25 protein-coding genes are annotated in these 22,275 nt (G+C 55.2%); 13 read left to right on the forward strand and 12 right to left on the reverse strand.

All coding sequences use genetic code 11. The features are described from left to right. Positions 1-28 precede the first annotated feature (28 nt). The 5 genes from pdxY to anmK form a co-directional block, all read right to left on the reverse strand. Positions 29-889, reverse strand: a complete 861-nt coding sequence (gene pdxY, locus IM273_RS05685) for a pyridoxal kinase PdxY (RefSeq protein WP_193050161.1) — start codon at positions 887-889, stop codon at positions 29-31. A 66-nt stretch (positions 890-955) separates the two neighbouring features. Beyond that, positions 956-2,230 carry a tyrosine--tRNA ligase gene (gene tyrS / locus IM273_RS05690; RefSeq protein ID WP_028012910.1) on the reverse strand — a complete coding sequence of 425 codons (1,275 nt, stop codon included), beginning with the start codon at positions 2,228-2,230 and terminating at the stop codon, positions 956-958. A 125-nt stretch (positions 2,231-2,355) separates the two neighbouring features. Beyond that, entirely contained in the window at positions 2,356-3,012 is a 657-nt protein-coding gene (pdxH, locus tag IM273_RS05695) for a pyridoxamine 5'-phosphate oxidase (RefSeq protein ID WP_028012909.1), read from the reverse strand. Positions 3,013-3,069: 57 nt separating this feature from the next. Next, complete coding sequence (gene mliC, locus IM273_RS05700; RefSeq protein ID WP_028012908.1) at positions 3,070-3,393, reverse strand: C-type lysozyme inhibitor; 324 nt, start codon at positions 3,391-3,393, stop codon at positions 3,070-3,072. Positions 3,394-3,486: 93 nt separating this feature from the next. Beyond that, positions 3,487-4,611 carry an anhydro-N-acetylmuramic acid kinase gene (gene anmK / locus IM273_RS05705; protein WP_028012907.1) on the reverse strand — a complete coding sequence of 375 codons (1,125 nt, stop codon included), beginning with the start codon at positions 4,609-4,611 and terminating at the stop codon, positions 3,487-3,489. Positions 4,612-4,866: 255 nt separating this feature from the next. Between anmK and slyB the strand changes: the two genes are divergently transcribed. Together slyB and IM273_RS05715 are read left to right on the forward strand one after the other, a co-directional pair. Further along, positions 4,867-5,334: an outer membrane lipoprotein SlyB gene (gene slyB / locus IM273_RS05710; protein WP_028012906.1), complete on the forward strand. Its 468-nt coding sequence runs from the start codon at positions 4,867-4,869 to the stop codon at positions 5,332-5,334. A 195-nt stretch (positions 5,335-5,529) separates the two neighbouring features. Next, positions 5,530-6,891, forward strand: coding sequence for a GGDEF domain-containing protein (locus IM273_RS05715; protein WP_193051647.1), 1,362 nt, complete (start codon positions 5,530-5,532; stop codon positions 6,889-6,891). Between the two features lie 37 nt (positions 6,892-6,928). On the opposite strand, the gene slyA is transcribed toward IM273_RS05715, so the two are convergent. Then, positions 6,929-7,369, reverse strand: a complete 441-nt coding sequence (gene slyA, locus IM273_RS05720) for a transcriptional regulator SlyA (protein WP_028012904.1) — start codon at positions 7,367-7,369, stop codon at positions 6,929-6,931. Between the two features lie 186 nt (positions 7,370-7,555). Between slyA and IM273_RS05725 the strand changes: the two genes are divergently transcribed. Genes IM273_RS05725 through IM273_RS05735 form a run of 3 tightly spaced genes read left to right on the forward strand, consistent with a single transcriptional unit; the run spans position 7,556 to position 10,688 of the window. Further along, positions 7,556-7,792, forward strand: coding sequence for a DUF1656 domain-containing protein (locus IM273_RS05725; RefSeq protein WP_028012903.1), 237 nt, complete (start codon positions 7,556-7,558; stop codon positions 7,790-7,792). Positions 7,793-7,794: 2 nt separating this feature from the next. Beyond that, positions 7,795-8,655 (forward strand): HlyD family secretion protein, encoded by an 861-nt coding sequence (locus IM273_RS05730; RefSeq protein ID WP_049000858.1) that lies wholly within the window; start codon positions 7,795-7,797, stop codon positions 8,653-8,655. Beyond that, the gene (locus tag IM273_RS05735) at positions 8,655-10,688 is read left to right on the forward strand and encodes an FUSC family protein (protein WP_193051645.1); all 2,034 of its coding nucleotides are present in this window, start codon (positions 8,655-8,657) and stop codon (positions 10,686-10,688) included. Before IM273_RS05730 ends, IM273_RS05735 begins: the two co-directional genes overlap by 1 nt. On the opposite strand, the gene sodC is transcribed toward IM273_RS05735, so the two are convergent. The 3 genes from sodC to IM273_RS05750 all read right to left on the reverse strand — a co-directional run bounded on the left by sodC (position 10,667) and on the right by IM273_RS05750 (position 12,450). Then, on the reverse strand, positions 10,667-11,185 hold the full coding sequence (gene sodC, locus IM273_RS05740; protein ID WP_045630184.1) for a superoxide dismutase [Cu-Zn] SodC: 519 nt from the start codon (positions 11,183-11,185) through the stop codon (positions 10,667-10,669). The two genes, IM273_RS05735 and sodC, sit on opposite strands and share 22 nt — an antisense overlap. Before the next feature lie 80 nt (positions 11,186-11,265). After that, on the reverse strand, positions 11,266-12,162 hold the full coding sequence (locus IM273_RS05745; protein ID WP_193051644.1) for an aldo/keto reductase family oxidoreductase: 897 nt from the start codon (positions 12,160-12,162) through the stop codon (positions 11,266-11,268). Positions 12,163-12,210: 48 nt separating this feature from the next. Continuing rightward, on the reverse strand, positions 12,211-12,450 hold the full coding sequence (locus IM273_RS05750) for a DUF1289 domain-containing protein (RefSeq protein WP_028012898.1): 240 nt from the start codon (positions 12,448-12,450) through the stop codon (positions 12,211-12,213). A gap of 149 nt (positions 12,451-12,599) precedes the next feature. On the opposite strand from IM273_RS05750, the gene eptA reads away from it, so the two are divergent. From eptA to rnt, 5 genes are all read left to right on the forward strand, one after another. Continuing rightward, entirely contained in the window at positions 12,600-14,225 is a 1,626-nt protein-coding gene (gene eptA / locus IM273_RS05755; RefSeq protein WP_028012897.1) for a phosphoethanolamine transferase EptA, read from the forward strand. A 41-nt stretch (positions 14,226-14,266) separates the two neighbouring features. Beyond that, positions 14,267-14,866: a TetR/AcrR family transcriptional regulator gene (locus IM273_RS05760; RefSeq protein WP_059356952.1), complete on the forward strand. Its 600-nt coding sequence runs from the start codon at positions 14,267-14,269 to the stop codon at positions 14,864-14,866. 53 nt (positions 14,867-14,919) lie between these two features. Then, a complete protein-coding gene (locus IM273_RS05765) occupies positions 14,920-16,017 on the forward strand; it encodes an alkene reductase (RefSeq protein WP_028012895.1) in 1,098 nt (365 codons plus the stop codon). 100 nt (positions 16,018-16,117) lie between these two features. Further along, positions 16,118-16,525, forward strand: a complete 408-nt coding sequence (gene gloA / locus IM273_RS05770) for a lactoylglutathione lyase (protein WP_013096923.1) — start codon at positions 16,118-16,120, stop codon at positions 16,523-16,525. A gap of 95 nt (positions 16,526-16,620) precedes the next feature. Further along, entirely contained in the window at positions 16,621-17,271 is a 651-nt protein-coding gene (rnt, locus tag IM273_RS05775) for a ribonuclease T (RefSeq protein WP_028012894.1), read from the forward strand. A gap of 44 nt (positions 17,272-17,315) precedes the next feature. On the opposite strand, the gene grxD is transcribed toward rnt, so the two are convergent. After that, on the reverse strand, positions 17,316-17,663 hold the full coding sequence (gene grxD, locus IM273_RS05780; RefSeq protein WP_003832760.1) for a monothiol glutaredoxin 4: 348 nt from the start codon (positions 17,661-17,663) through the stop codon (positions 17,316-17,318). A gap of 338 nt (positions 17,664-18,001) precedes the next feature. On the opposite strand from grxD, the gene IM273_RS05785 reads away from it, so the two are divergent. Continuing rightward, entirely contained in the window at positions 18,002-18,775 is a 774-nt protein-coding gene (locus IM273_RS05785) for a C40 family peptidase (protein ID WP_028012893.1), read from the forward strand. Positions 18,776-18,897: 122 nt separating this feature from the next. Then, positions 18,898-19,479, forward strand: a complete 582-nt coding sequence (gene sodB / locus IM273_RS05790; protein ID WP_028012892.1) for a superoxide dismutase [Fe] — start codon at positions 18,898-18,900, stop codon at positions 19,477-19,479. A 37-nt stretch (positions 19,480-19,516) separates the two neighbouring features. Here the strand turns inward: sodB and IM273_RS05795 are convergent, their stop codons facing one another. Together IM273_RS05795 and IM273_RS05800 are read right to left on the reverse strand one after the other, a co-directional pair. Then, a complete protein-coding gene (locus IM273_RS05795; protein WP_100170409.1) occupies positions 19,517-20,683 on the reverse strand; it encodes an MFS transporter in 1,167 nt (388 codons plus the stop codon). Positions 20,684-20,846: 163 nt separating this feature from the next. Continuing rightward, complete coding sequence (locus IM273_RS05800; protein WP_020688313.1) at positions 20,847-20,936, reverse strand: YnhF family membrane protein; 90 nt, start codon at positions 20,934-20,936, stop codon at positions 20,847-20,849. 297 nt (positions 20,937-21,233) lie between these two features. On the opposite strand from IM273_RS05800, the gene purR reads away from it, so the two are divergent. After that, positions 21,234-22,259 carry an HTH-type transcriptional repressor PurR gene (purR, locus tag IM273_RS05805; protein ID WP_008500597.1) on the forward strand — a complete coding sequence of 342 codons (1,026 nt, stop codon included), beginning with the start codon at positions 21,234-21,236 and terminating at the stop codon, positions 22,257-22,259. Positions 22,260-22,275 lie beyond the last annotated feature (16 nt).

The following is a 22,275-nucleotide window of genomic DNA, read 5'->3' on the forward strand; positions in this document are numbered from 1 at the left end:
GCTCACCCGGCCTACGAACTCTGGACGATTATAGCCGTGTGGCGCTGAAATAGTGCTCCGGCTTCGCGATACGATCCTGTGCCGCGACCACCTGCAGTTCATATTCCTGCATCTCTTTCGTCGCAATCATAATTTCGTACACCGCTGCCGTCACGTGCTCCAGCGCGTCTCTCACCGTTGCACCCTGCAACAGTTTCACCAGCAGCAGTCCGCTGGTCACATCACCCACGCCCACCGGCTGACGCGTGCCGAAATCCACCAGCGGACGGCTGATATGCCATGCGTCATCTTTCGTTACTAGCAGCATCTCAAAACGCTCCTGACTCAGCCCTGCGCGGGCGAGATGTTTTACCAGCACAATCTCCGGACCCTGGGCTATCAGCTCGCGAGACGCACGTACAGCCTCTTCTACGCTGTTAACCGGATGCTCGCTGAGGATCTCCAGCTCAATCAGGTTGGGCGCAATGATATCGCTGGCGGGCAGCGCATGGCGAACGTGAAATTCCGCTACGCCAGGCGCCACGATGCAGCCTTTCTCCGGGTGTCCCATGACGGGGTCGCAGAAATATTTTGCCGCCGGGTTTGCCGCTTTCACCTGACGGACGATGCCGAGGATGTGTTCCCCCTGCTCCGCTGAGCCGAGGTAGCCGCTCAGAACGGCGTCGCAGCGCTTGAGCTGGTCGATATCCGCAATACCCTGCACAACCTCTGTGAGATGCGAAGGCGGCATCACGCAGCCGGTCCATTTGCCGTATTGCGTGTGGTTAGAGAACTGCACGGTATTGAGAGGCCAGACGTTGGCACCGAGGCGGCGCATCGGGAATTCCGCTGCGCTATTGCCAGCATGTCCAAACACAACGTGGGACTGAATGGCGAGGATGTTCTTCATCTTTTTCTTACCAAACCCTGAACAAACAAAAAGGGCGTGGTTTCCCACGCCCCTCGAGACTTTTACTTACTTCCAGCAGACCAGACAGTAGTTTTTCTTACCGCGGCGCAGCAGCGTGTAGCGGCCATACAGACGATCGCCGTCAACGAAGGTGTATTCCGGATCAGCCTGCTTTTCACCGTTGATGGTGATAGCGTTGGAGGCGATGGTTTTACGCGCCTGACCACGGGAAGGCTGGAGCTCAGAGTCCACCAGCGCCTGCATCAGGTCAGCTCCTTTTTCCATCTCAACCATCGGCACGCCGTCCTGCGCCAGCTGTTCGAAGTCCGCTTCGCTCAGATCGCTCAGCGTACCGTTGAACAGGCTTGCGGTGATGCGTTTTGCCGCGGCCAGGCCCTCTTCACCATGAACCAGTTTGGTCACTTCGTCCGCCAGAACGTACTGGGCACGCGGCGCTTTACCGCTGTTCTTATCTTCCTCTTCCAGCGCATTGATCTCTGCAATGTCCATGAAGGTGAAGAACTTCAGGAAGCGGTAAACATCGGCATCCGCCGTGTTGATCCAGAACTGATAGAATTTGTACGGGCTGGTTTTCTTCGGATCGAGCCACACCGCGCCGCCTTCGGTTTTACCGAATTTGGTGCCGTCTGCTTTGGTGATCAGTGGAACGGTCAGGCCGAAGACCTGGTTCTGATGCAGACGACGGGTCAGGTCGATACCGGAGGTGATGTTCCCCCACTGGTCAGAGCCGCCGATCTGCAGAGAGACGCCGTGCAGCTTGTTCAGGCAGGCAAAGTCATAGCCCTGCAGCAGGTTGTAGGAGAACTCGGTAAAGGAGATACCCTGATCGTCACGGTTCAGACGCTGCTTGACCGCTTCTTTGTTAATCATCTGGTTAACAGAGAAGTGCTTGCCGATGTCACGCAGGAAGGTCAGCACGTTCATGCCGCCAAACCAGTCGTAGTTGTTAGCAGCAATGGCAGAGTTATCACCACAGTTGAAGTCGAGGAACGGTGCAACCTGTTTGCGGATCTTATCCACCCACTCCTGCACGGTATCTTCGGTGTTCAGCTTACGCTCCGCGGCTTTAAAGCTCGGGTCACCAATCAGACCGGTCGCGCCGCCCACCAGGGCAACAGGCTTATGGCCCGCCATCTGGAAGCGTTTCAGGCATAACAATGGAACAAGATGCCCCAAATGCAAGCTGTCAGCGGTGGGATCGAAGCCGCAATAGAGCGCGATCGGGCCTTGCGCCAGTCGCTCTGCTAACGCTTCCTCGTCCGTCACCTGGGCCACGAGGCCCCGCTCTTGCAATTGTTTAATCAAGTTACTGCTTGCCATCAAATTCTCCATGTATAAACGACTGCACCTTTGCCGGTACACGACTTTTCGCCTGATGCGAAAGGACCATAGAATAAAGCGCAAGCGCGGTGTGCGCTAGCGCTTAAATCAACAAATTTCGGGGATTACGGCGCCAGTCTGTCGATTTTCCAGCCGCCATTCTCGCGCTGGTATAAAAAACGGTCATGCAGGCGATGCTCACCGCCCTGCCAGAATTCCATCTGCTCAATCGGAATGCGGAAGCCGCCCCAGAAGCTCGGCAGCGGAATTTCCCCCTGCTGGAACTTCTGTTTCAGCTCCAGGAATTTACTTTCCAGCACGCCGCGGGCAGAGATCCGGCTGGACTGTTTTGATACCCAGGCACCAATCTGGCTGTCGCGCGGGCGGCTGTGGAAATACTTCACCACCTCAAGGGTCGAGAGACGTTCCGCTTTACCGGTGACCATGACCTGACGTTCCAGCATGTGCCACGGGAACAGCAGGCTGATGCGCGGGTTGTTTTCTAAGTGGTGCGCCTTGCGGCTGCCCAGATTGGTATAGAACACCAGCCCTTTCTCGTCGTAATGCTTAAGCAAGACGATGCGCTGATACGGTTGACCGTTTTCATCTACCGTCGCGACGACCATGGCCGTTGGGTCGGCCAGCTTCGCGTCGCAGGCCTGTTTCAGCCAGCGCTCAAAAAGCACGAGGGGTTCAGCGGGAAGATCCTGGCGACGCAGGCCGCCTTTGGTGTATTCACGGCGCAGATGCGCAATTTGCTGCAGTTCGTCGTTATCTGACATGGCGTTAGCTGATCTTGAGATTGGGTGGCGCTATTGTGCGCCGCCCCTGTAAAAATCTCAACGCTTCGGATTTTCAAGCTGGCAGTTGTTCAGCACAATGCGGTCGCGTTTGTAGACCGTGGCGCTGTCGCCTTTCGACCAGAATACATAGATGCCGTCCGAATAACGCGCCCCGGAGGCCGAGATACCCTGTTTAAGGGTTAGCAGCTTGTTATCGTAAACGAAGCTGGCTTCCTGACGCGGGTTATTCAGCTTCACGGTCAGCGGTTTTTCATCGCAGCGATACTCCAGCGTATCGGTCTGCATGCGCTCAAGGAACTGGTTATAGACGCTGCATCCTGACAGCAATAAAGGCGCGGCAATAAGAAGAAGTTTTTTCATGGGCGTATTCCGAAGACTTTCCTGGTCCTGGAGGGCATGGCTGCCCCCCTGTTTTATTCCATTCTAACGACGAGGCGCCGCGCTGAATTTCAGTTAACTCTGATTATGACGAGGATTTGCAGGGAAAATCGCCCCGAGGACGCTGGCCTCGCGCGCGCCGGTTACCGACGGCAAATTCCCTGGCAGCCCTGCGATAGTGCGCCAGGCAAGCCAGGCGAAAGCCAGCGCTTCCATATCATCCCCGCTGATGCCGGCCTCGTCCGTCGTGGTCACCTCAGTGCCCGGCAGCAGCCCGGCAAGACGCGCCATCACCAGCGGGTTTCGGCTTCCCCCGCCGCACACCAGCAGGCGTTCGCAGCCGCCGCTGAGCAGCACTTGCTCAGAGATCGACACGGCCGTTAATTCGGCAAGCGTCGCCTGGACATCCTGCGGGGCGAGTGCCGGGAACAGCGCAAGCTGGCGCTCGAGCCAGCCAAAGTTGAAGTATTCTCGTCCCGTGCTTTTCGGCGCCGGTAAGGCAAAATAAGGGTCGCTGAGCATGGACTGCAGCAGCGGGAGAACCACTTTACCCTCGCTCGCCCACTCGGCGTTTTTATCGTACGGTTGACCGCACTGCCGCCAGATCCAGGCATCCATTAACATATTCCCCGGGCCGGTATCGTAGCCGCGAACGGGCTGCCCCGGAATAAGCATCGAGAGGTTAGCAATCCCGCCTATGTTGAGCACCATGCGGCGTTCTGTAGGGTGCGCCAGCAACGCCTGATGGAAGGCAGGCACCAGCGGCGCGCCCTGGCCGCCAAGCGCAATATCGCGGCGACGAAAATCCCCGACGACCGTTACGCCCGTCTTCGCCACAATCTGGTTGTTATCGCCGATTTGCAACGTATGCGGCGCGTCGCCAGTCGGCTCATGCCAGACGGTTTGTCCGTGACACCCGATGGCGACCACATCCTGGGGACGGAGGTGTTCTTTTTGCATTAACGCCTGCACCGCATCCGCAAACAGCGCCCCCAGCCGAACATCAAGTTGACCAAGCTGGGAGAGGGTTAACTGCTGCCCCTGACAGATGCTCAGAATATCCTCTTTCAGCGAAAGGGGGATTGGCCAGGTCAGGCTCGCCTGCTGTGCCACCATATGTTCGTCAATGGCGGCCAGAACGACATCTACCCCATCCAGACTGGTGCCCGACATCACACCAATGTAGCGACCCGATTTCATGCGCTTTCCTTACGTTGCGTGGGCTAAGGATATCCACTCAACCATAAACAGCGCTCCTTTGCCATCCGACGATAATATTTTTTAACAATGTCTTGCCGGTATGGCGAGTGGCTCCTGTTTATGTCTCGTTAAGTCAAATTCAAGTACAATTTTCTTATTGTTAGTGCAAAGATATGAACTATGGCTCTTTATGCCATATAATTTAGCCATAACGGATGCCTCCAGATGGGCGTTTTTGGTGAACAGGAGATTCAAATGATTGTACGTGTACTGGGCGTTTCGCTGATTGGTTTAACCCTCGCTGGCTGTGTGAACGACAGCTCGCTGTCTGGCGACGTTTACAGCGCTTCTGAAGCAAAACAGGTTCAGAGCGTGACTTACGGTACCGTTGTTAACGCCCGTCCTGTACAAATTCAGGGTGGTGATGAAAACAACGTGATGGGCGCAATCGGCGGTGCTGTACTGGGTGGTTTCCTGGGTAATACCGTTGGCGGCGGCACGGGCCGTTCTCTGGCAACCGCAGCGGGCGCTGTAGCGGGTGGTGTCGCGGGTCAGGGCGTACAGGGCGCGATGAACAAAACCCAGGGCGTAGAGCTGGAAATTCGTAAAGACGACGGCAGCACCATTATGGTTGTTCAGAAACAGGGCAACACCCGCTTCTCTGCGGGTCAACGCGTCGTGCTGGCGAGCAACGGCAGCCAGGTTACCGTTTCTCCGCGTTAATTAAAATGGATGTGGTCATCAGGCCACATCCATTTACAATATATATCACCCTCACAAATATATTTACAGAATACATTCATCCCACGCATTATTAAACGCGCCATATATTGTTTCTGCGCAAAGTATTTAGCGTGCTAATTGATTAAACTCTTCGCAATCATCTCTTCATAATTATTTTAATTTGTAAAACTTTATATGCTTGCGAATAGTCGTTCTGTAAAAGGTCGTTATATCTCGTTCTGTTTCGGTTGCTTTGTCGTCATCGGAATATTACAGGTTTTATTTTCAAAACTGGTTGACTGGGTTCCGTCCTTTTCGCCTCTTTTGTTCCCCACACTCACCATTTTTTTACTCGTGTTTCACCTGTTTATTGCCTGTTTTATGGCAATGAAATACTGGTGTGATAAGCGGCGGCTCTATCTGATTGCCATCTCATTTGCCTTTGCCGGTTCGGCCTTGCTGATGGTCGGCACATTGACCAGCTTTCCGGCGTGGCTGGATCTCTATCAATTCAACGTTGTGAACTACAACGATGCGATGATCTACTATATGTTCCGCCACCTCTTAATGGCGGTGCTGATGATCGTTTCGGCATTACTTTATCCCACGCGCAATCTGCCCCTTTCACGGTTGGCGCATATCATCATCGTTAGCGGTTCATTTCTTTTTACCGCATGTATGGTGATTCTGGCCTGGATGTATTCCAGCCATTCCCCGTTTTTATCCCTCGATCTGGTTGATAATGAAACGCGGCAGTTTATGGTTCTCTGGAGCCACAGCATTAATATTTCATTAATCGTTCTCTGGGTCGTGACACTAGCCACGCTGATGTTTATTACGCGCGTGCGTAATCTGTTCTGGGTAGGCGGTAATTTTCTGTGTGTCTGCTATGTCGTCACGCTCTCTATGCTGTTTGTAGGCGGACATGCAGAAGATATATCCTGGTATCGCGCCCGATTATTTGAAACCGTCGCGACGCTGATTATTATTTTTGTGCTGCTCTATGATGTCTTCAGGTTGTATCGTGACTCCCATTTGAAGTATCAGCAGTCGTATCAAAATTCGATTCGCGATCCGCTCACGCGCCTTTATAACCGCAGCTATTTTTATGAATCGTTAAACCAGGCGCTGGGCATCGCCAAACCCAGCCGCCCGGTTTCGGTTATCGTCAGCGATCTCGATCGTTTCAAGCGTATCAACGACAACTACGGTCACCTGCAGGGAGATAAAGTCCTGCAGTTTGTCGCCAATCTGCTGATGGACTCCGTACGTCCGCAGGATATCGCAGCGCGAATCGGCGGCGAAGAGTTTGTCCTGATGCTAGCAAACACCTCCGCAGAAGACGCATATCAGGTGGCAGAGCGCATTCGGTTGAAGCTAAGCGGTTTTGATAAAATTAGCAGCGAGGGTCAGTTACCAGAGCCGATTACCATCAGCATGGGTGTGTTTACGGCAACCTCTTCGTCGGTAAGCGCAGAAGCGTGCGTGGAAAGTGCCGATAAGGCGATGTATGAAGCGAAAGAGACGGGCCGTAACCGCGTCGTTGTCTTTAAGTAAAAACAAGGCCTTGCAGATGCAAGGCCGTGTTGTCTGGTCAGTCGCGAGACTGTAGCTCGTGAATGTTTTGCTCAAGGCGCGCAATGAGGCTGATGAGCATTTCCAGCTCCGTCGGTGAAACGCCTGAAAGGATTTCGCCGCGCGTTTTGGTGATCACCGCTTCCATTTCAGTGATGATAGGCGCCGCTTTCTCCGTCAGCTTAATGCGCTTGGCGCGACGATCGCTGGCGCAGGTTTGCCGGGAGATCAGTCCCTTCTCTTCCAGTTGGTCAAGCGTGCGCACCAGCGACGGTTGCTCAATGCCTATCGCTTTAGCCAGTTGAATTTGCGACTGGTCGGGCGGCAGCTGATGAATGTTGTGCAACGTGACCCAATGCGTCTGCGTCAGTTCCAGAGGTTTCAGGCGATGGTCAATCAGAGCACGCCAGACGCGTACCAACCTTGCCAGATCAGAACCTAATGGCGATTCCAATTTCATCTCCTTATAATTAGCTTGCTAAGTTATTATACTGATTTTAGAATAGTGTGCAGCATTTGTATTGGCAAAACAAATGCAATACTGCATTCATCGGACTCAAAAGTATGACTTACACTGAATTATGATGCTTCTTCATACTCAGACAAGCCAACGCGGCATTCTGTTCACTGCAAAGGATTTCTGCCTGTGATCTTTTTTCATCGCTCAGAAGGTTTACCCCTTCAGGACCTGATCTTCGGTGCGTCAGTCTACTTTCCTCCCCTGTTTAAAGCCGTGCTGGTGGGCTTTGTTCTCTGGCTCATCGCGCATCGCCTGCTTCGCGACTGGATGTACTCCGGCGAAATCTGGCACCCCATGCTGATGGATCTCTCCCTGTTTGCCCTCTCCGTATGCCTGGGCCTTGCTGTTCTGATCGTGTGGTGAATATGCCTCTGAAAACGCTGAAGTACTTTTCCACCCTGTTCGTTCTTGTCCTCGCCCTGGCTGCCGGATGGTGGTTGTGGAATTATTATATGCAGTCCCCCTGGACCCGTGACGGCAAAGTTCGCGCTGAGCAGGTCAGCATCACCCCCCAGGTCTCGGGAAGTATCACAACACTGCTGGTTAAGGATAACCAGTACGTTAAAAAGGGAGAGGTGTTATTCCGCATCGACGACACCCCGTATCACATTGCAATTCTGAACGCCCAGGCGCAGCTGGCAAAAGCCCAGTCTGACCTTGCAAAGGCCAATAATGAGGCCAATCGCCGCCGTCACCTGTCGAAAAACTACATCTCCGCGGAAGATTTAGATACCGCCAATATCAACGTCAAGGCCATGCAGGCGAGCGTCAACGTGGCTGAGGCCACGCTGAAGCAGGCGCAGTGGGAATTAACCCAAACCGTGGTCACCGCCCCCGTCGACGGATGGGTGACCAACCTCTCCGCCCGGGTGGGAAATTATGCCACCGCCGGTCAGCCGGTTTTTGCTCTCGTCGACAGCCACTCGTTCTACGTAGTGGGCTATTTCGAGGAGACCAAGCTTCGTCATATACATGAAGGCGCACCCGCCGCCATAACGCTGTATAGTGGCCCGCAAAAGTTACAGGGTCACGTTTCCAGCATTGGCCGCGCCATTTACGATCAAAGCGTTGAAACGGATTCCGGGCTGGTGCCGGACATCAAGCCGAACGTACCGTGGGTGCGCCTGGCTCAACGCGTGCCTGTGCGCGTGGAGTTTGACCGTTTACCCGAGGACATCACGCTGGTTTCCGGCACCACCTGCACTGTCTCTATCGGAACCCGTTAATGAAGCTGCAGGCGCTCTCCTGGCAAAACACGCCGTGGATGAAAGCGACGCGCCCCCAGTGGCGCTACGCGCTGCGTAACGGCATTGCCATGTGCCTGGCGCTGACTGTTGCCTATTATCTGAACCTGGATGAACCCTACTGGGCGATGACCTCCGCGGCGGTGGTAAGCTTCCCCACCGTTGGCGGGGTGATCAGCAAAAGCCTTGGCCGTATCGCAGGTAGCCTGCTGGGCGCCACCGCGGCGTTAATTATCGCGGGCCACACGCTGAACGATCCATGGCTGTTCCTGCTGAGCATGGCGGCATGGCTGGGTTGCTGTACCTGGGCCTGCGCCCATTTCACCAATAACGTGGCCTATGCTTTCCAGCTGGCGGGCTATACCGCCGCCATTATCGCCTTCCCGGTCGTCAACGTGCTCGACACCACCGAGCTATGGGATATCGCACAGGCGCGCGTCTGCGAAGTCATTGTCGGGATCCTCTGCGGCGGATTTATGATGATGATCCTGCCCAGCACCTCTGACGGCACTGCGCTTATCACTGCGCTGAAAACCATGCATACCCGGCTGCTGGAACATGCGAGCCTGCTGTGGCAACCGGATACCAGCGATGACATCCGCCTCGCGCATGAAAAGGTTATCGGGCAGATCCTGACCATGAATCTGTTGCGAATTCAGGCGTTCTGGAGCCATTACCGTTTTCGCCGTCAGAACACGCTGCTTAACTATTTGCTGCACCAGCAGCTGCGCATGACCAGCGCTATCTCCAGTCTGCGCCGAATGCTGCTCAACTGGCCGACACCGCCAGAAAACACCCGCGCGGTAATCGAAACCCTGCTCGCGGCGCTCGCGCGACCGGATGCGGACATCTATACCGTCGCGAAGATCATCGCCCCGCTCGCTCCGGTGGATGAGTTTGATTATCGCCATCGCGCCTTCTGGCAGCGGCTGAATTACTTTTGTCGGCTATACCTGCGCAGCAGCCGCTGGATTAAGGCGGTAGAGAATGCTACCCCGGTCACGGAGTTCGCCGTTCCCGGCAGCCCGGCTCTCGCACGTCACACCGATTATCTGGAAGCGCTGTGGAGCGGTTTTCGCACCTTCAGCGCACTGATGCTGGTGGGGGCGTGGAGCATTACCACGCAGTGGGAGTCAGGCTCGGCGGCGTTAACGCTTGCCGCTATCAGCTGCGTGCTTTACTCCGTCGCGGCCTCGCCGTTTAATTCGCTTACGCTGCTGCTGCGAACACTTGTTTTGCTATCACTGTTCAGTTTTGTGGTGAAGTTTGGCCTGATGGTGCAGATAAGCGATCTCTGGCAGTTTCTGCTATTCCTGTTTCCGCTGTTAACTACGATGCAGCTCCTTAAGCTGCAAATGCCGAAACTGGCGGGTCTGTGGGGGCAGCTGATTGTCTTTATGGGCTCGTTTATCTCCGTGACGAATCCGCCGGTGTATGATTACGCCGCTTTTCTGAATGACAACCTGGCAAAGATTCTTGGTGTCGGGCTGGCGTGGCTGGCCTTCGCGGTGTTGCGTCCCGGCTCTGACGCACGCAAAAGCCGTCGACATATCCGTGAATTGCGCAGAGGGTTTGTCGACCAGCTCAGCCGCAAGCCGCATCTGCAAGAAAGCGAGTATGAATCGCTGGTTTATCACCACGTCAGCCAGTTAAATAACAGCCAGGACGCGCTGTCCCGACGCTGGCTGCTGCGCTGGGGGGTGGTGCTGTTGAACTGCTCGCACGTGGTCTGGCAGCTTCGCGCATGGGAAACGCGCTCCGATCCGCTGTCGCAGGTGCGTGATGTGTGCATCTCTCTGCTACGCGATGTGATGAGCGAGCGCGGCGTTCAGCAGCGGCCTCTGGAGGCCACGCTGGCTGAACTGCAGCGGATCTGCGACACCCTTGTCCAGCATCATCTTCCCGCCGCCCGCGATTTGGCCTCGATAATCTGGCGCCTGCACTGCTCGCTGTCGCAGCTGGAACAGGCGCCCCCGCCGGGAACCATTGGGGATCAGATTACGCCGCAGGCATAGCGCGCCCCGCCGCCGCCAAGCGGTTTAGGCTGATCGGACATGTTATCGCCGCCCACATGGATCATCAGCGCTTTGCCTTTGACCTCATCCAGCTTTTTCAGCCGCGGGGCCACGACCGGATCCGTGGCTTTACCGTCATTGTTTACCACCAGCACCGGCAAGTCGCCCAGGTGTCCCATACCATCAGGCCCTTCATGTTTACCTGAATTCTGCGGGTCAAGGTGGCCCCCTGCTGCTTCCGCTGCCGACGGTTTACCCTCTTTCATGGCTGGCTGACAGCTCCCTTTGGCATGAACATGGAAGCCGTGTTCGCCCGGCGGGAGTGCTTTAAGATCGGGTGCGAATTCCAGCCCTTTATCGGTCTCGGTGATTTTCACCGTCCCGATGGACTGACCCACACCCTGTGAGGTGACGAGATTCATTTCTACTTCGTCGCTGGCTGCCTGCGCCCCTGCGCAAACAACCAGCGTGACCAATGCCAGAGTAAAACGCTTCATATGACCTCCACTGGTTATTTTTTGCCCCTTAAGTGTATACCAGGGGCACAGATTTCACCGGAAAGTCACCTTCTTGCGGTTTAAGGCACGTCGTAACCCAGCGCGGCCTTGCGGATGCGGAACCACTGCTGGCGGGTCATCTGCAGCTCTTCGGCGGCCAGCGCGGAACGGACGCGTTCAATTTTCCCTGAGCCAATAATCGGCAGCGGTTTTGACGGCAGACGCAGGATCCAGGCGTAAACCACCTGCTCTATGCTCTGGGCATTCAGCTCGCGGGCGATGGTTTCCAGCTCATTGCGCAGCGGCTGGAACGCATCATCATTAAACAGGCGTCCACCGCCGAGGCATGACCAGGCCATCGGGCGGATGCGCAGTTGCTGCAGCTGGTCGAGCGTGCCATCCAGCAGCAGCGGCTGATGCACCGGGGAGATCTCAACCTGGTTAGTGGCGAGCGTAAACGGCAGACGAGACTGAAGCAGCGCAAACTGGGCCGGGGTAAAGTTGGAGACGCCGAAGTGACGCACCTTCCCGCTCTGATGCAGGCTCAGGAAGGCTTCCGCCACCTCGTCGGCATCCATCAGCGGGTCCGGACGGTGAATCAGCAGCAGGTCGATACGATCGGTTGCCAGATTGACCAGCGACTGCTCGGCGCTCTTGATGATATGGGCGCTGTCGGTGATGTAGTGGCCGAGGGTATGCTCCGGTTTGGCCGTGGTGGCAATACCGCATTTAGTAACGATCTCCATGCGCTCCCGGAGTGCCGGAACCAGCTTGAGCGCCTCGCCAAAGGCGGCTTCACACTGATAGCCACCGTAAATATCCGCATGATCGACGGTTGTTACCCCTATATCGATATGCTCTTCAATAAAGCTTGCCAGCTGGAGGGGGGACATATTCCAGTCCATCAGGCGCCAGTAGCCCATCACAAAACGGGAGAATTCTGGCCCCTGGGGGGCAAGGGTAATACGCTGAACCATAACATTTTCCTCAAGGACGTGATGTCATGAGTATACGCAATTACCGCATTAAAACAGTGAAGGTTGCTGGGGTTCTTCGGTTTCAGAGGCTTTGTTTGCGCGGATTTTGCGCAGAAGTCGCTGTCTGCAGAGGCGCAGCACATCCTGCTTTTGCGTGTCGCTGAAGTTTTGCCAGTTAAAACGCTCGTCACGGGTACGCATGCACCCGCGGCAATAACCGCGTTCATCTGACTGACAAATCCCCCGGCACGGGCTCTGGATGGGGAAAAACTCCAGTTGCTCTGCCACACTCACCTCCGGTTAACCTCTCTCACCTACAGTGAAGACGCTAAAAGCGCCGCGTGCAAGGGCTTTACCACAGTTTTGTGGCATTAAGGTTTCACTAATCTTCCCTCTCTATACTCGCCACATCATGACAATGACAGGTTTACCGATCGATGTGGTTAAGTAAAAAGTTACAATGTAACGACATAAAATTTACTCTGGGCTGTGCACTCTTTTTTACTCTGCTCAACGGGCTGTTTATCCAGCGCAGCTGGGCCATTATTGCCCCTGCGCATCTGCACGATATTCTCTTCGCCGCATCCGTACCGGTGGTGCTGTTTTGTGGCTGGGTCATTGTATTTAGCCTGCTCAATATCCCGTATATCCGTAAGCCGCTGATGATCGTCTTAACTGTCGGGTGCGCTGCGGCAACTTACTTTATGTATACCTACGGCGCGGTGATCGATCAGAACATGATTGTGAACGTGTTCGAAACTAACTCCCAGGAAGCCACCGCGCTGGTGACCCCGCAGATGATTCTGTGGATTGTCATAGCCGGTCTTGTTCCATCCCTGGTGCTGGCGCTGACCCGCATTCGTACCGGCAAATGGTGGTACGCCCTGCTGACGCGTGTTGCCGCGATGCTCGGTGCCCTGCTGGTGATTATTCTTATCGCCGCGGTGTTTTATAAAGATTACGCGTCGCTGTTCCGCAATAACAAAAGCATCGTCAAAATGGTCACTCCGGCGAACTACGTCAGCGCCGTGGTGAAATACAGCAAGATGCGCTGGTTTGCCGGCGATCAAACGCTGGTGCGGATTGGCGAAGATGCGCACAAAGGCGCGCTGATTACGGGTCAGCAGAAGAAAACCGTTCTGGTGCTGGTCATCGGCGAAGCGTCGCGCGCGGCGAACTACTCCCTCAATGGCTACGGGCGTGAAACCAACCCCGAGCTGAAAAAGCAGGATGTGATTAACTTCCCGCAGGCCTCCTCGTGCGGCACTGAAACCGCCGTATCCGTTCCGTGCATGTTTTCCGGTATGACGCGCAGCAAATACGATGCCGACCTGGCGCACCATCAGGAAGGGCTGCTCGACGTGCTCAACCATGCGGGTATCAACCTCCTGTGGCGCGACAACGACGGTGGCTGTAAAGGTGCCTGCGATCGTATTCCCCATACCGACATGACGCAGTGGAAGCTGGATCAGTTCTGCAAAGACCAGTCCTGTATTGATGACGTGAATTTCTACCGCCTGGACAACGTGCTGGACGGTCTGAAGCAGGACACGGTGCTGGTTATCCACCTGATGGGCAGCCACGGCCCGGCGTACTATCGCCGTTACCCGGATAATTTCCGTAAATTTACCCCCACCTGCGACACCAACGAAATTCAGGATTGCGACCATCAGGCGCTGATGAACACCTATGACAATACCATCCTGTATACCGACAGCATGGTCAGCAAAACCATTGATGCGCTGAAAGCCCGTCAGGCGAACATGAACACCGCGCTGATTTATCTCTCGGATCACGGGGAATCGCTCGGTGAAAGCGGTATTTATCTGCACGGCACGCCGTACATGCTGGCGCCGGAGCAGCAGACGCACATTCCGTTTATGTTCTGGCTGTCCCCGGACTATGCGAAAAACTTTGGCATCAACGCGCAGTGTTTACGCGACCACGCAGCAAAAAATGCGGTTTCGCAGGACAATTTATTCTCGACGGTGCTGGGCATGATGGACGTTAAATCAAGCGTTTATCAGCAACAGTTGGACATTCTGAATGCGTGTCGCAGGTAATAGCGCTTGCATTAGACCGAACGGTCTATTAGAGTGAATCCATGAGCAGAAATACTGAACACGACACGCGCGAACATCTCCTGGCGACCGGCGAGCGGCTGTGCATGCACCGCGGCTTCACCGGTATGGGGTTGAGCGAGCTATTAAAAACCGCTGAGGTACCGAAAGGGTCGTTCTATCACTACTTTCGGTCCAAAGAGGCCTTTGGCGTGGCGATGCTGGAGCGGCACTATACTGCTTACCACCAGCGCCTCGCGACCCACTTCGCCACGGGGGAAGGTAACTATCGGGATCGTGTTCTGAACTACTACCAGGAAACGCTGAACCAGTTCTGTCAGCAGGGCATTATCAGCGGATGCCTGACGGTTAAACTCTCTGCCGAAGTGTGCGATCTCTCAGAAGATATGCGCACTGCAATGGATAAAGGCGCCAGCGGCGTTATCGCCCTGCTGGCGCAGGCGCTGGCGAAGGGGCGCGAAGAAAATACGCTCGCCTTCCCCGGGGATCCCTTAACGCAGGCTCAGGTGCTCTACTCCCTCTGGTTAGGCGCCAACCTGCAGGCTAAAATTTCTCGCAGTGCCGTGCCGCTCGAAAGCGCGCTGGCACATGTGATAAGTACGATTACTGCGCCTGGCGCTTAGCAGGCGTTTTTATTTACGTTATTACTAGTCGACTGGTCTACTCAGGAGTCGTTATGTCAGCTGAAAAATTATTTACCCCCTTAAAAGTGGGTGCCGTCACCGCGCCAAACCGCGTGTTTATGGCTCCGCTTACCCGTCTGCGCAGCATTGAGCCGGGTGATATCCCAACCCCACTGATGGGTGAATACTATCGTCAGCGTGCCAGCTCTGGCCTGATCATCACTGAAGCCACGCAGATTTCTGCTCAGGCCAAGGGATATGCGGGTGCGCCGGGGCTGCACAGCCCGGAGCAGATCGCCGCATGGCAGAAAATCACCGCGGGCGTTCACGCTGAAGACGGTCGCATTGCGGTCCAGCTGTGGCATACCGGTCGTATCTCCCACAGCAGCATTCAGCCTGGCGGTCAGGCGCCGGTTTCAGCGTCTGCCCTGAACGCGAACACCCGCACCTCCCTGCGCGATGAAAACGGCAACGCGATCCGTGTCGACACCTCTACGCCACGCGCGCTGGAGCTGGATGAGATCCCGGGTATCGTGAACGATTTCCGTCAGGCCGTGGCCAACGCCCGTGAAGCCGGTTTTGACCTGGTTGAGCTGCACTCCGCGCACGGTTACCTGCTGCACCAGTTCCTGTCACCGTCGTCTAACCATCGTACTGACCAGTACGGCGGCAGCGTCGAAAACCGCGCCCGCCTGGTGCTGGAAGTGGTTGACGCCGTTTGTCAGGAGTGGAGCCCGGATCGTATCGGTATCCGCGTCTCCCCAATCGGTACGTTCCAGAACGTCGACAACGGTCCGAATGAAGAAGCGGACGCGCTGTATCTGATTGAAGAGCTGGCGAAACGCGGCATTGCCTATCTGCACATGTCCGAGCCGGACTGGGCCGGCGGTAAGCCTTATACGGAAGCCTTCCGTCAGAAAGTGCGCGAGCGCTTCCACGGGGTGATCATCGGTGCGGGTGCTTATACCCCTGAGAAAGCCGAAGATCTGATTAATAAAGGGCTGATCGACGCCGTGGCGTTTGGCCGCGACTATATTGCCAACCCGGATCTGGTTGCTCGACTGCAGCAGAAAGCGGCCCTGAACCCGCAGCGTCCTGAGAGCTTCTACGGCGGCGGCGCGGAAGGCTACACCGACTACCCTTCACTGTAATCTCGCCATTGTTCATTGATAGCGGCGACACTTCGCCGCTATACTAAAACATCGTTTCTGTTCAAAAAAATAGTCTATTCCATTGGTTAATGAGGAAATTATGCGCCTACTTCACACCATGCTGCGCGTTGGCGATCTGCAACGTTCTATCGATTTCTACACTAACGTCCTGGGCATGAAGCTGCTGCGCACCAGCGAAAACCCGGAATATAAATACTCGCTGGCGTTCGTGGGTTACGGCCCGGAAACGGATGAAGCGGTCATTGAACTGACCTACAACTGGGGCGTGGACAGCTATGAGCTGGGCACCGCCTACGGCCATATCGCGCTGGAAGTGGATAACGCGGCCGAGGCGTGTGAACGCATTCGCAGCAACGGCGGTAACGTCACGCGCGAAGCCGGCCCGGTAAAAGGCGGCACCACCGTTATTGCCTTTGTAGAAGATCCGGACGGTTACAAGATCGAGCTGATTGAAGCCAAAGACGCGGGTCGCGGTCTGGGCAACTGATCCCTCAGGGCGCAACATGCGCCCGTAGTTTTACTGCATCACCCTGCAAAATTTGCCATAATGCGCACTGCTTTTTCCCCTTGTAAGAGACCCTGATGTCCGATAACGCTCAATTTAGCGGTCTGTGCGACCGTTTTCGTGGTTTTTATCCCGTTGTCATTGATGTAGAAACAGCCGGATTTAACGCTAAAACCGATGCGCTGCTCGAAATTGCCGCCATCACGCTGAAGATGGATGAACAGGGCTGGCTTACACCGGACACCACGCTGCATTTCCACATTGAACCTTTCGAAGGGGCAAACTTACAGCCGGAGGCGCTGGCGTTTAACGGTATCGATCCGCATAACCCGCTGCGTGGTGCAGTCAGTGAATATGATGCGCTGCACGCCATATTTAAAATGGTGCGTAAAGGCATGAAAGAGAGCAACTGCAGCCGCGCCATCATGGTAGCCCATAACGCCACCTTCGATCACAGCTTTACCATGGCCGCAGCCGAACGCGCGTCGCTCAAACGCAACCCTTTCCACCCGTTCGTGACCTTCGACACCGCCGCGCTAAGCGGCCTGGCGCTGGGACAAACGGTTTTATCCAAAGCCTGCATTACGGCGGGTATACCGTTTGACGGTACCCAGGCGCACTCCGCCTTATATGATACGGAGCGCACCGCAGAGCTGTTCTGTGAGATCGTCAACCGCTGGAAGCGTCTGGGCGGCTGGCCGCTGCCGATGGGCGACAGTGAAGAATAAAAAAAAGCGACCTCTTCAGGTCGCTTTTTTATTAACGCAGAAAATTATTCAGCGTCCGGCTCTTCCGTTTTGTACTTCGCCGCCGTCTCTTTGATCAGCTGCTGCAGTTCGCCGCGCTGATACATCTCAATCAGGATATCGCAGCCGCCCACCAGCTCGCCGTCTACCCACAGCTGCGGGAAGGTCGGCCAGTTAGCGTATTTTGGCAGCTCAGCGCGGATGTCCGGGTTCTGCAGGATATCAACGTAAGCAAAACGCTCACCACAGGCTGACAGCGCCTGAACCGCTTGCGCGGAGAAGCCGCAGCTTGGCAGCTTCGGAGAACCTTTCATATACAGCAGAATCGGGTTTTCAGCGATCTGGCGCTGGATTTTTTCAATAGTGGTGCTCATGTCTTGCTTCCTTTAACTTCTGTTACGGCAATAGTCTGACATTGTAGCGGGTCAGGCTGGCATCGGAAAATAACATTTTCGTCACGTTTATATATTTTACCCCGACTCCACAAAAGTTGCATTGCAAATGGTGTTTACCCCTTCGCCCGTCAGGGTTTTGCTTAGGGAGTGAACAATTGTGCGTCAGAACGATGAATTTTTTTGCACTTGCTAACGAAACACGTTTTTAGATTGAAAAATGCTATTAACTTCTCGGGTTTTTATGGATTAGAATCGACGGGCTTTGTAAATCACACGCGGGTATTATTGATGACCTGCATATATCAGGGGACTGCCCAGTGGCGCGGATAACTAAAATCTCGATCACGCTCTGTGCTTTACTGTTTACATCACTCACGTTAACGCCAGCGGCAAACGCCTCTCAGCAGGCGCGGCAATCTGCTGTACAAAAAAGCCATCTGGTTAAAGCCACAGAACGTAAGAAAAAAACCAGCAGCAAGAACGACAAGAAAAAAACTACCGCTCAGACTAAACAAACCGCTTCCAGCAAGACGAAAACAAAATCTTCCCGCACTACCCGCACCGCCAAAAATAAAGCTTCGCAGACCGCCGCTAACCTCGTTACAGAAAAATGCATTACCCGCAAAGGCCATAAAGCAAAATGCACGAAGGTAACAAAGCTGGCGGATGTGCATAAAGTGCGTGTGCAAAAAGCGCAAAAAACCGCGATGAATAAACTGATGGGGCAGATTGGCAAACCTTATCGTTGGGGCGGCAGTTCGCCGCGTACCGGTTTCGACTGCAGCGGCCTCGTCTATTACGCCTATAAAGATCTGGTTAAATTCCGTATTCCACGTACCGCCAATGAGATGTATCACCTGCGCGATGCGTCACCGGTTAACCGGGGTGAGCTGGAAAACGGCGACCTGGTCTTCTTCCGCACGCAGGGTCGCGGTACGGCTGACCACGTGGGCGTCTACGTCGGCAACGGGAAATTCATCCAGTCTCCGCGCAGCGGTCAGGACATTCAGATCACCTCGCTCAGCGAAGATTACTGGGTACGTCATTACGTCGGCGCGCGTCGCGTCATGACGCCAAAAACCATTCGTTAATCCCTGCCCTGCCGCATCTGCGGCAGGGTAAGTTCCTCTTTTGCATACTCTTTCAATTTGCTATCCTGTCCTTGTTGTCTGTAGGGTTATTGGCAACACAAAATACAATAAGGAGAGAAGCAATGTCGTTCGAATTACCTGCACTACCGTATGCAAAAGACGCCCTGGCACCGCACATTTCTGCGGAAACCCTGGAATACCACTACGGCAAGCATCATCAGACGTACGTCACTAACCTGAACAACCTCATCAAGGGCACCGATTTTGAAGGCAAAACGCTGGAAGAGATCGTTCGCAGCTCAGAGGGTGGCGTTTTTAACAACGCGGCTCAGGTGTGGAACCACACTTTCTACTGGCACTGCCTGGCGCCGAATGCCGGTGGCGAACCTGCCGGTGAACTGGCAGCCGCCATCAACGCCGCCTTTGGCAGCTTTGCAGAGTTTAAAGCGAAGTTTACCGATGCCGCCATCAAGAACTTCGGTTCTGGCTGGACATGGCTGGTAAAAGAGGCGGATGGCAAACTGGCTATCGTGTCCACGTCTAACGCGGGCACCCCGCTGACCACCAGCGCTACGCCGCTGATGACCGTGGACGTGTGGGAACATGCTTACTACATTGATTACCGTAATGCGCGCCCGAACTACCTGGAGCACTTCTGGGCTCTGGTTAACTGGGACTTTGTCGCGAAGAACTTCGCCGCGTAAGAGACACGCAGAAGGGGTAACCCTTCTGCGTTTTTGCTTATTCAGCCGTGCAAACCGCTTCAGGCTGTTTACGGCCGGACATCATCACCAGCAGCAGGCCGAGCGCGGCAATAATCGCCCCCATCACCGGCACAAAACTGTACCCAAGACCGCCTGAAATCACGGCGCCTCCGGCGGCAGCACCCAGCGCATTGCCGAGGTTGAACGCCCCGATATTCACGGAAGACGAGAGACCCGGCGCCTCATGGGCGACACGCATCACGCGCATCTGCAGCGGCGGCACCACGGCAAAGGTGGCAGCGCCCCAGACAACCATCGCAATCGCCGCGCCGAATTCATTCTGCGCCAGCCACGGGATCGCGACCATAATGACAATCAGCAGGGTTAAAAAGCCCTTCAGCGTGCCGCTCACGGAACGGTCAGCAAATTTCCCGCCGAGATAGTTGCCAATCGAGAAGCCGACGCCAATCAGCACCAGCATCGCGGTAACAAAGAGTGGCGTTGCGTGGGTAATGTCGTGTAAGACCGGCGAAATATAGGTGTAGAGGGTAAACATCGCTCCTGCCCCCAGCACGGTGGTCAGCAGCGCGGAGAGTACCTGCGGGCGCATCAGCACCGACAGCTCTCTGCGTACATCAGGGCGTTCACCCGCACTGCCTTTTGGCAGGGAGAAGAATAACGCCACCATCGAGACCACGCCCAGTCCGGCCGTCGCCAGGAAGGACATCCGCCAGCCAATGACCTCGCCCAGCCAGGTTGCCGCAGGAACACCGCCGATGTTAGCGATGGTCAGCCCCATAAACATGGTCGCCACGGCGCTGGCCTGCTTGTGTTTTGGCACCACGCTTGCGGCCACGACCGAGCCCAGACCAAAGAAGGCACCGTGGTTGAGGCTGGTCAGAATGCGCGACAGCATCAGAGTGGTGTAATCCGGCGAAATGGCCGAAAGCACGTTGCCCAGGGTGAAAATCGCCATCAGGAAAATCAGCGCATTGCGGCGCGCACGGTGCGAAAGCAGAAGCGTCATCAGCGGCGCTCCTACCATCACGCCGATGGCGTAGGCGCTGATTAACATCCCGGCGGCCGGGATCGAGACGTCCACGCCCCGGGCGATAACGGGCAGTAACCCCATCGGGGAGAATTCAGTGGTGCCAATCCCAAAAGCGCCAATCGCCAGGGCCAGCAGGGGAAAATTGATTTTCATGCGTCAACTCCGGATGCCGTGTCATGTGGTGACACAGAACAAAGAAGCGGAAAGCATGACATCAATCACAAAAAATGAGAAGTTAACAAAATGGCAAAAGATTTTTGCCAGAGAAGTAACAATCGGAGCGTTCGGGAGGGAGAAGGCTCTCCCCCCGCGTAAATCAATGCAGCGCAGCCGTCAGGCCAGCCGCCACAATCAGCGCCAGCACAATAACGGTGGTGAACAGCGAAAACTTCAGATCGGAACTCATCAATTTTTCTCCTTTTAATCCCCCCACGAAAAGTGAGCTTGCTCATTTTTGCACAGTTTACGTCAAAAATCTTCCTGGATTTAAGCTGATAAACACTTTACCTCTTCCCCTTTTCATCAAGATAGGCCAAAATTCCACGCTAAATTTATTAGCGTACCGGCCATTGACCCCCTCCTGACGTCCCGTGTCGTTTTCCCGGCGTGCCGCAATTCAAAATTGCGTGATAAGGGTGAGAGAAGGCAAACGTTTACCTTCAAGTTTTTCAGGAGCTTACGATATGGTCTGGAGTGACATTTAATGGCAACAATTAAAGACGTAGCAAAACGCGCAAACGTTTCCACTACAACCGTATCACATGTAATTAACAAAACCCGTTTTGTGGCGGAAGAGACGCGCAACGCCGTTTGGGCAGCGATCAAAGAGCTGCACTACTCGCCGAGCGCGGTTGCGCGCAGCCTCAAGGTTAATCACACCAAGTCTATTGGTCTGCTGGCGACCAGCAGCGAAGCGGCCTATTTTGCCGAGATCATTGAAGCGGTAGAAAAAAACTGCTTCCAGAAAGGCTATACCCTGATTCTCGGCAACGCCTGGAACAGCATTGAAAAACAGCGCGCCTACCTGTCGATGATGGCGCAAAAGCGCGTGGACGGCCTGCTGGTGATGTGTTCAGAGTACCCGGAATCCGTGCTGTCGATGCTGGAAGAGTATCGCCATATCCCTATGGTGGTGATGGACTGGGGCGAAGCGCGCGCCGACTTCACCGACTCCGTTATCGATAACGCCTTCGAAGGCGGTTACATGGCGGGCCGTTATCTGATCGAACGCGGCCACCGCGAGATTGGCGTGATCCCGGGCCCGCTGGAACGCAACACCGGCGCGGGCCGCCTGGCTGGTTTTATGAAAGCGATGGAAGAAGCGCTAATCACCGTGCCGGAAAACTGGATCGTGCAGGGCGACTTTGAGCCGGAATCAGGCTACCGCGCGATGCAGCAGATCGTCTCCCAGCCGCACCGTCCAACCGCCGTTTTCTGCGGGGGCGATATCATGGCGATGGGCGCCCTCTGTGCGGCCGACGAGCTGGGTCTGCGCGTACCGCAGGACATCTCCGTGATCGGGTATGACAACGTGCGCAACGCGCGCTTCTTCACGCCAGCGTTGACCACCATTCACCAGCCGAAAGATTCGCTGGGTGAAACCGCCTTCAATATGCTGCTGGACAGGATCGTCAACAAGCGTGAAGAGTCGCAGTCCATTGAAGTTCACCCTCGCCTCATCGAACGCCGTTCCGTTGCGGATGGCCCGTTCCGCGACTACCGTCGTTAATTTCATTGCGGAGCCA

Origin of the sequence: Enterobacter cloacae complex sp. P13B, assembly GCF_014895915.1 — a bacterium.
GTDB lineage: Bacteria > Pseudomonadota > Gammaproteobacteria > Enterobacterales > Enterobacteriaceae > Enterobacter > Enterobacter bugandensis.

Excerpts from the sequence above, each read along its gene's own strand:
- IM273_RS05735 (WP_193051645.1), top strand. The coding sequence starts at position 8,655 with ATGAAGCTGCAGGCGCTCTCCTGGCAAAACACGCCGTGGATGAAAGCG.
- tyrS (WP_028012910.1), bottom strand. The coding sequence starts at position 2,230 with ATGGCAAGCAGTAACTTGATTAAACAATTGCAAGAGCGGGGCCTCGTG.
- gloA (WP_013096923.1), top strand. The coding sequence starts at position 16,118 with ATGCGCCTACTTCACACCATGCTGCGCGTTGGCGATCTGCAACGTTCT.
- slyB (WP_028012906.1), top strand. The coding sequence starts at position 4,867 with ATGATTGTACGTGTACTGGGCGTTTCGCTGATTGGTTTAACCCTCGCT.
- IM273_RS05745 (WP_193051644.1), bottom strand. The coding sequence starts at position 12,162 with ATGGTTCAGCGTATTACCCTTGCCCCCCAGGGGCCAGAATTCTCCCGT.
- sodC (WP_045630184.1), bottom strand. The coding sequence starts at position 11,185 with ATGAAGCGTTTTACTCTGGCATTGGTCACGCTGGTTGTTTGCGCAGGG.
- anmK (WP_028012907.1), bottom strand. The coding sequence starts at position 4,611 with ATGAAATCGGGTCGCTACATTGGTGTGATGTCGGGCACCAGTCTGGAT.
- eptA (WP_028012897.1), top strand. The coding sequence starts at position 12,600 with ATGTGGTTAAGTAAAAAGTTACAATGTAACGACATAAAATTTACTCTG.
- pdxH (WP_028012909.1), bottom strand. The coding sequence starts at position 3,012 with ATGTCAGATAACGACGAACTGCAGCAAATTGCGCATCTGCGCCGTGAA.
- sodB (WP_028012892.1), top strand. The coding sequence starts at position 18,898 with ATGTCGTTCGAATTACCTGCACTACCGTATGCAAAAGACGCCCTGGCA.
- IM273_RS05765 (WP_028012895.1), top strand. The coding sequence starts at position 14,920 with ATGTCAGCTGAAAAATTATTTACCCCCTTAAAAGTGGGTGCCGTCACC.
- pdxY (WP_193050161.1), bottom strand. The coding sequence starts at position 889 with ATGAAGAACATCCTCGCCATTCAGTCCCACGTTGTGTTTGGACATGCT.
- mliC (WP_028012908.1), bottom strand. The coding sequence starts at position 3,393 with ATGAAAAAACTTCTTCTTATTGCCGCGCCTTTATTGCTGTCAGGATGC.
- IM273_RS05795 (WP_100170409.1), bottom strand. The coding sequence starts at position 20,683 with ATGAAAATCAATTTTCCCCTGCTGGCCCTGGCGATTGGCGCTTTTGGG.
- IM273_RS05730 (WP_049000858.1), top strand. The coding sequence starts at position 7,795 with ATGCCTCTGAAAACGCTGAAGTACTTTTCCACCCTGTTCGTTCTTGTC.
- IM273_RS05800 (WP_020688313.1), bottom strand. The coding sequence starts at position 20,936 with ATGAGTTCCGATCTGAAGTTTTCGCTGTTCACCACCGTTATTGTGCTG.
- slyA (WP_028012904.1), bottom strand. The coding sequence starts at position 7,369 with ATGAAATTGGAATCGCCATTAGGTTCTGATCTGGCAAGGTTGGTACGC.
- rnt (WP_028012894.1), top strand. The coding sequence starts at position 16,621 with ATGTCCGATAACGCTCAATTTAGCGGTCTGTGCGACCGTTTTCGTGGT.
- grxD (WP_003832760.1), bottom strand. The coding sequence starts at position 17,663 with ATGAGCACCACTATTGAAAAAATCCAGCGCCAGATCGCTGAAAACCCG.
- IM273_RS05760 (WP_059356952.1), top strand. The coding sequence starts at position 14,267 with ATGAGCAGAAATACTGAACACGACACGCGCGAACATCTCCTGGCGACC.
- purR (WP_008500597.1), top strand. The coding sequence starts at position 21,234 with ATGGCAACAATTAAAGACGTAGCAAAACGCGCAAACGTTTCCACTACA.
- IM273_RS05715 (WP_193051647.1), top strand. The coding sequence starts at position 5,530 with ATGCTTGCGAATAGTCGTTCTGTAAAAGGTCGTTATATCTCGTTCTGT.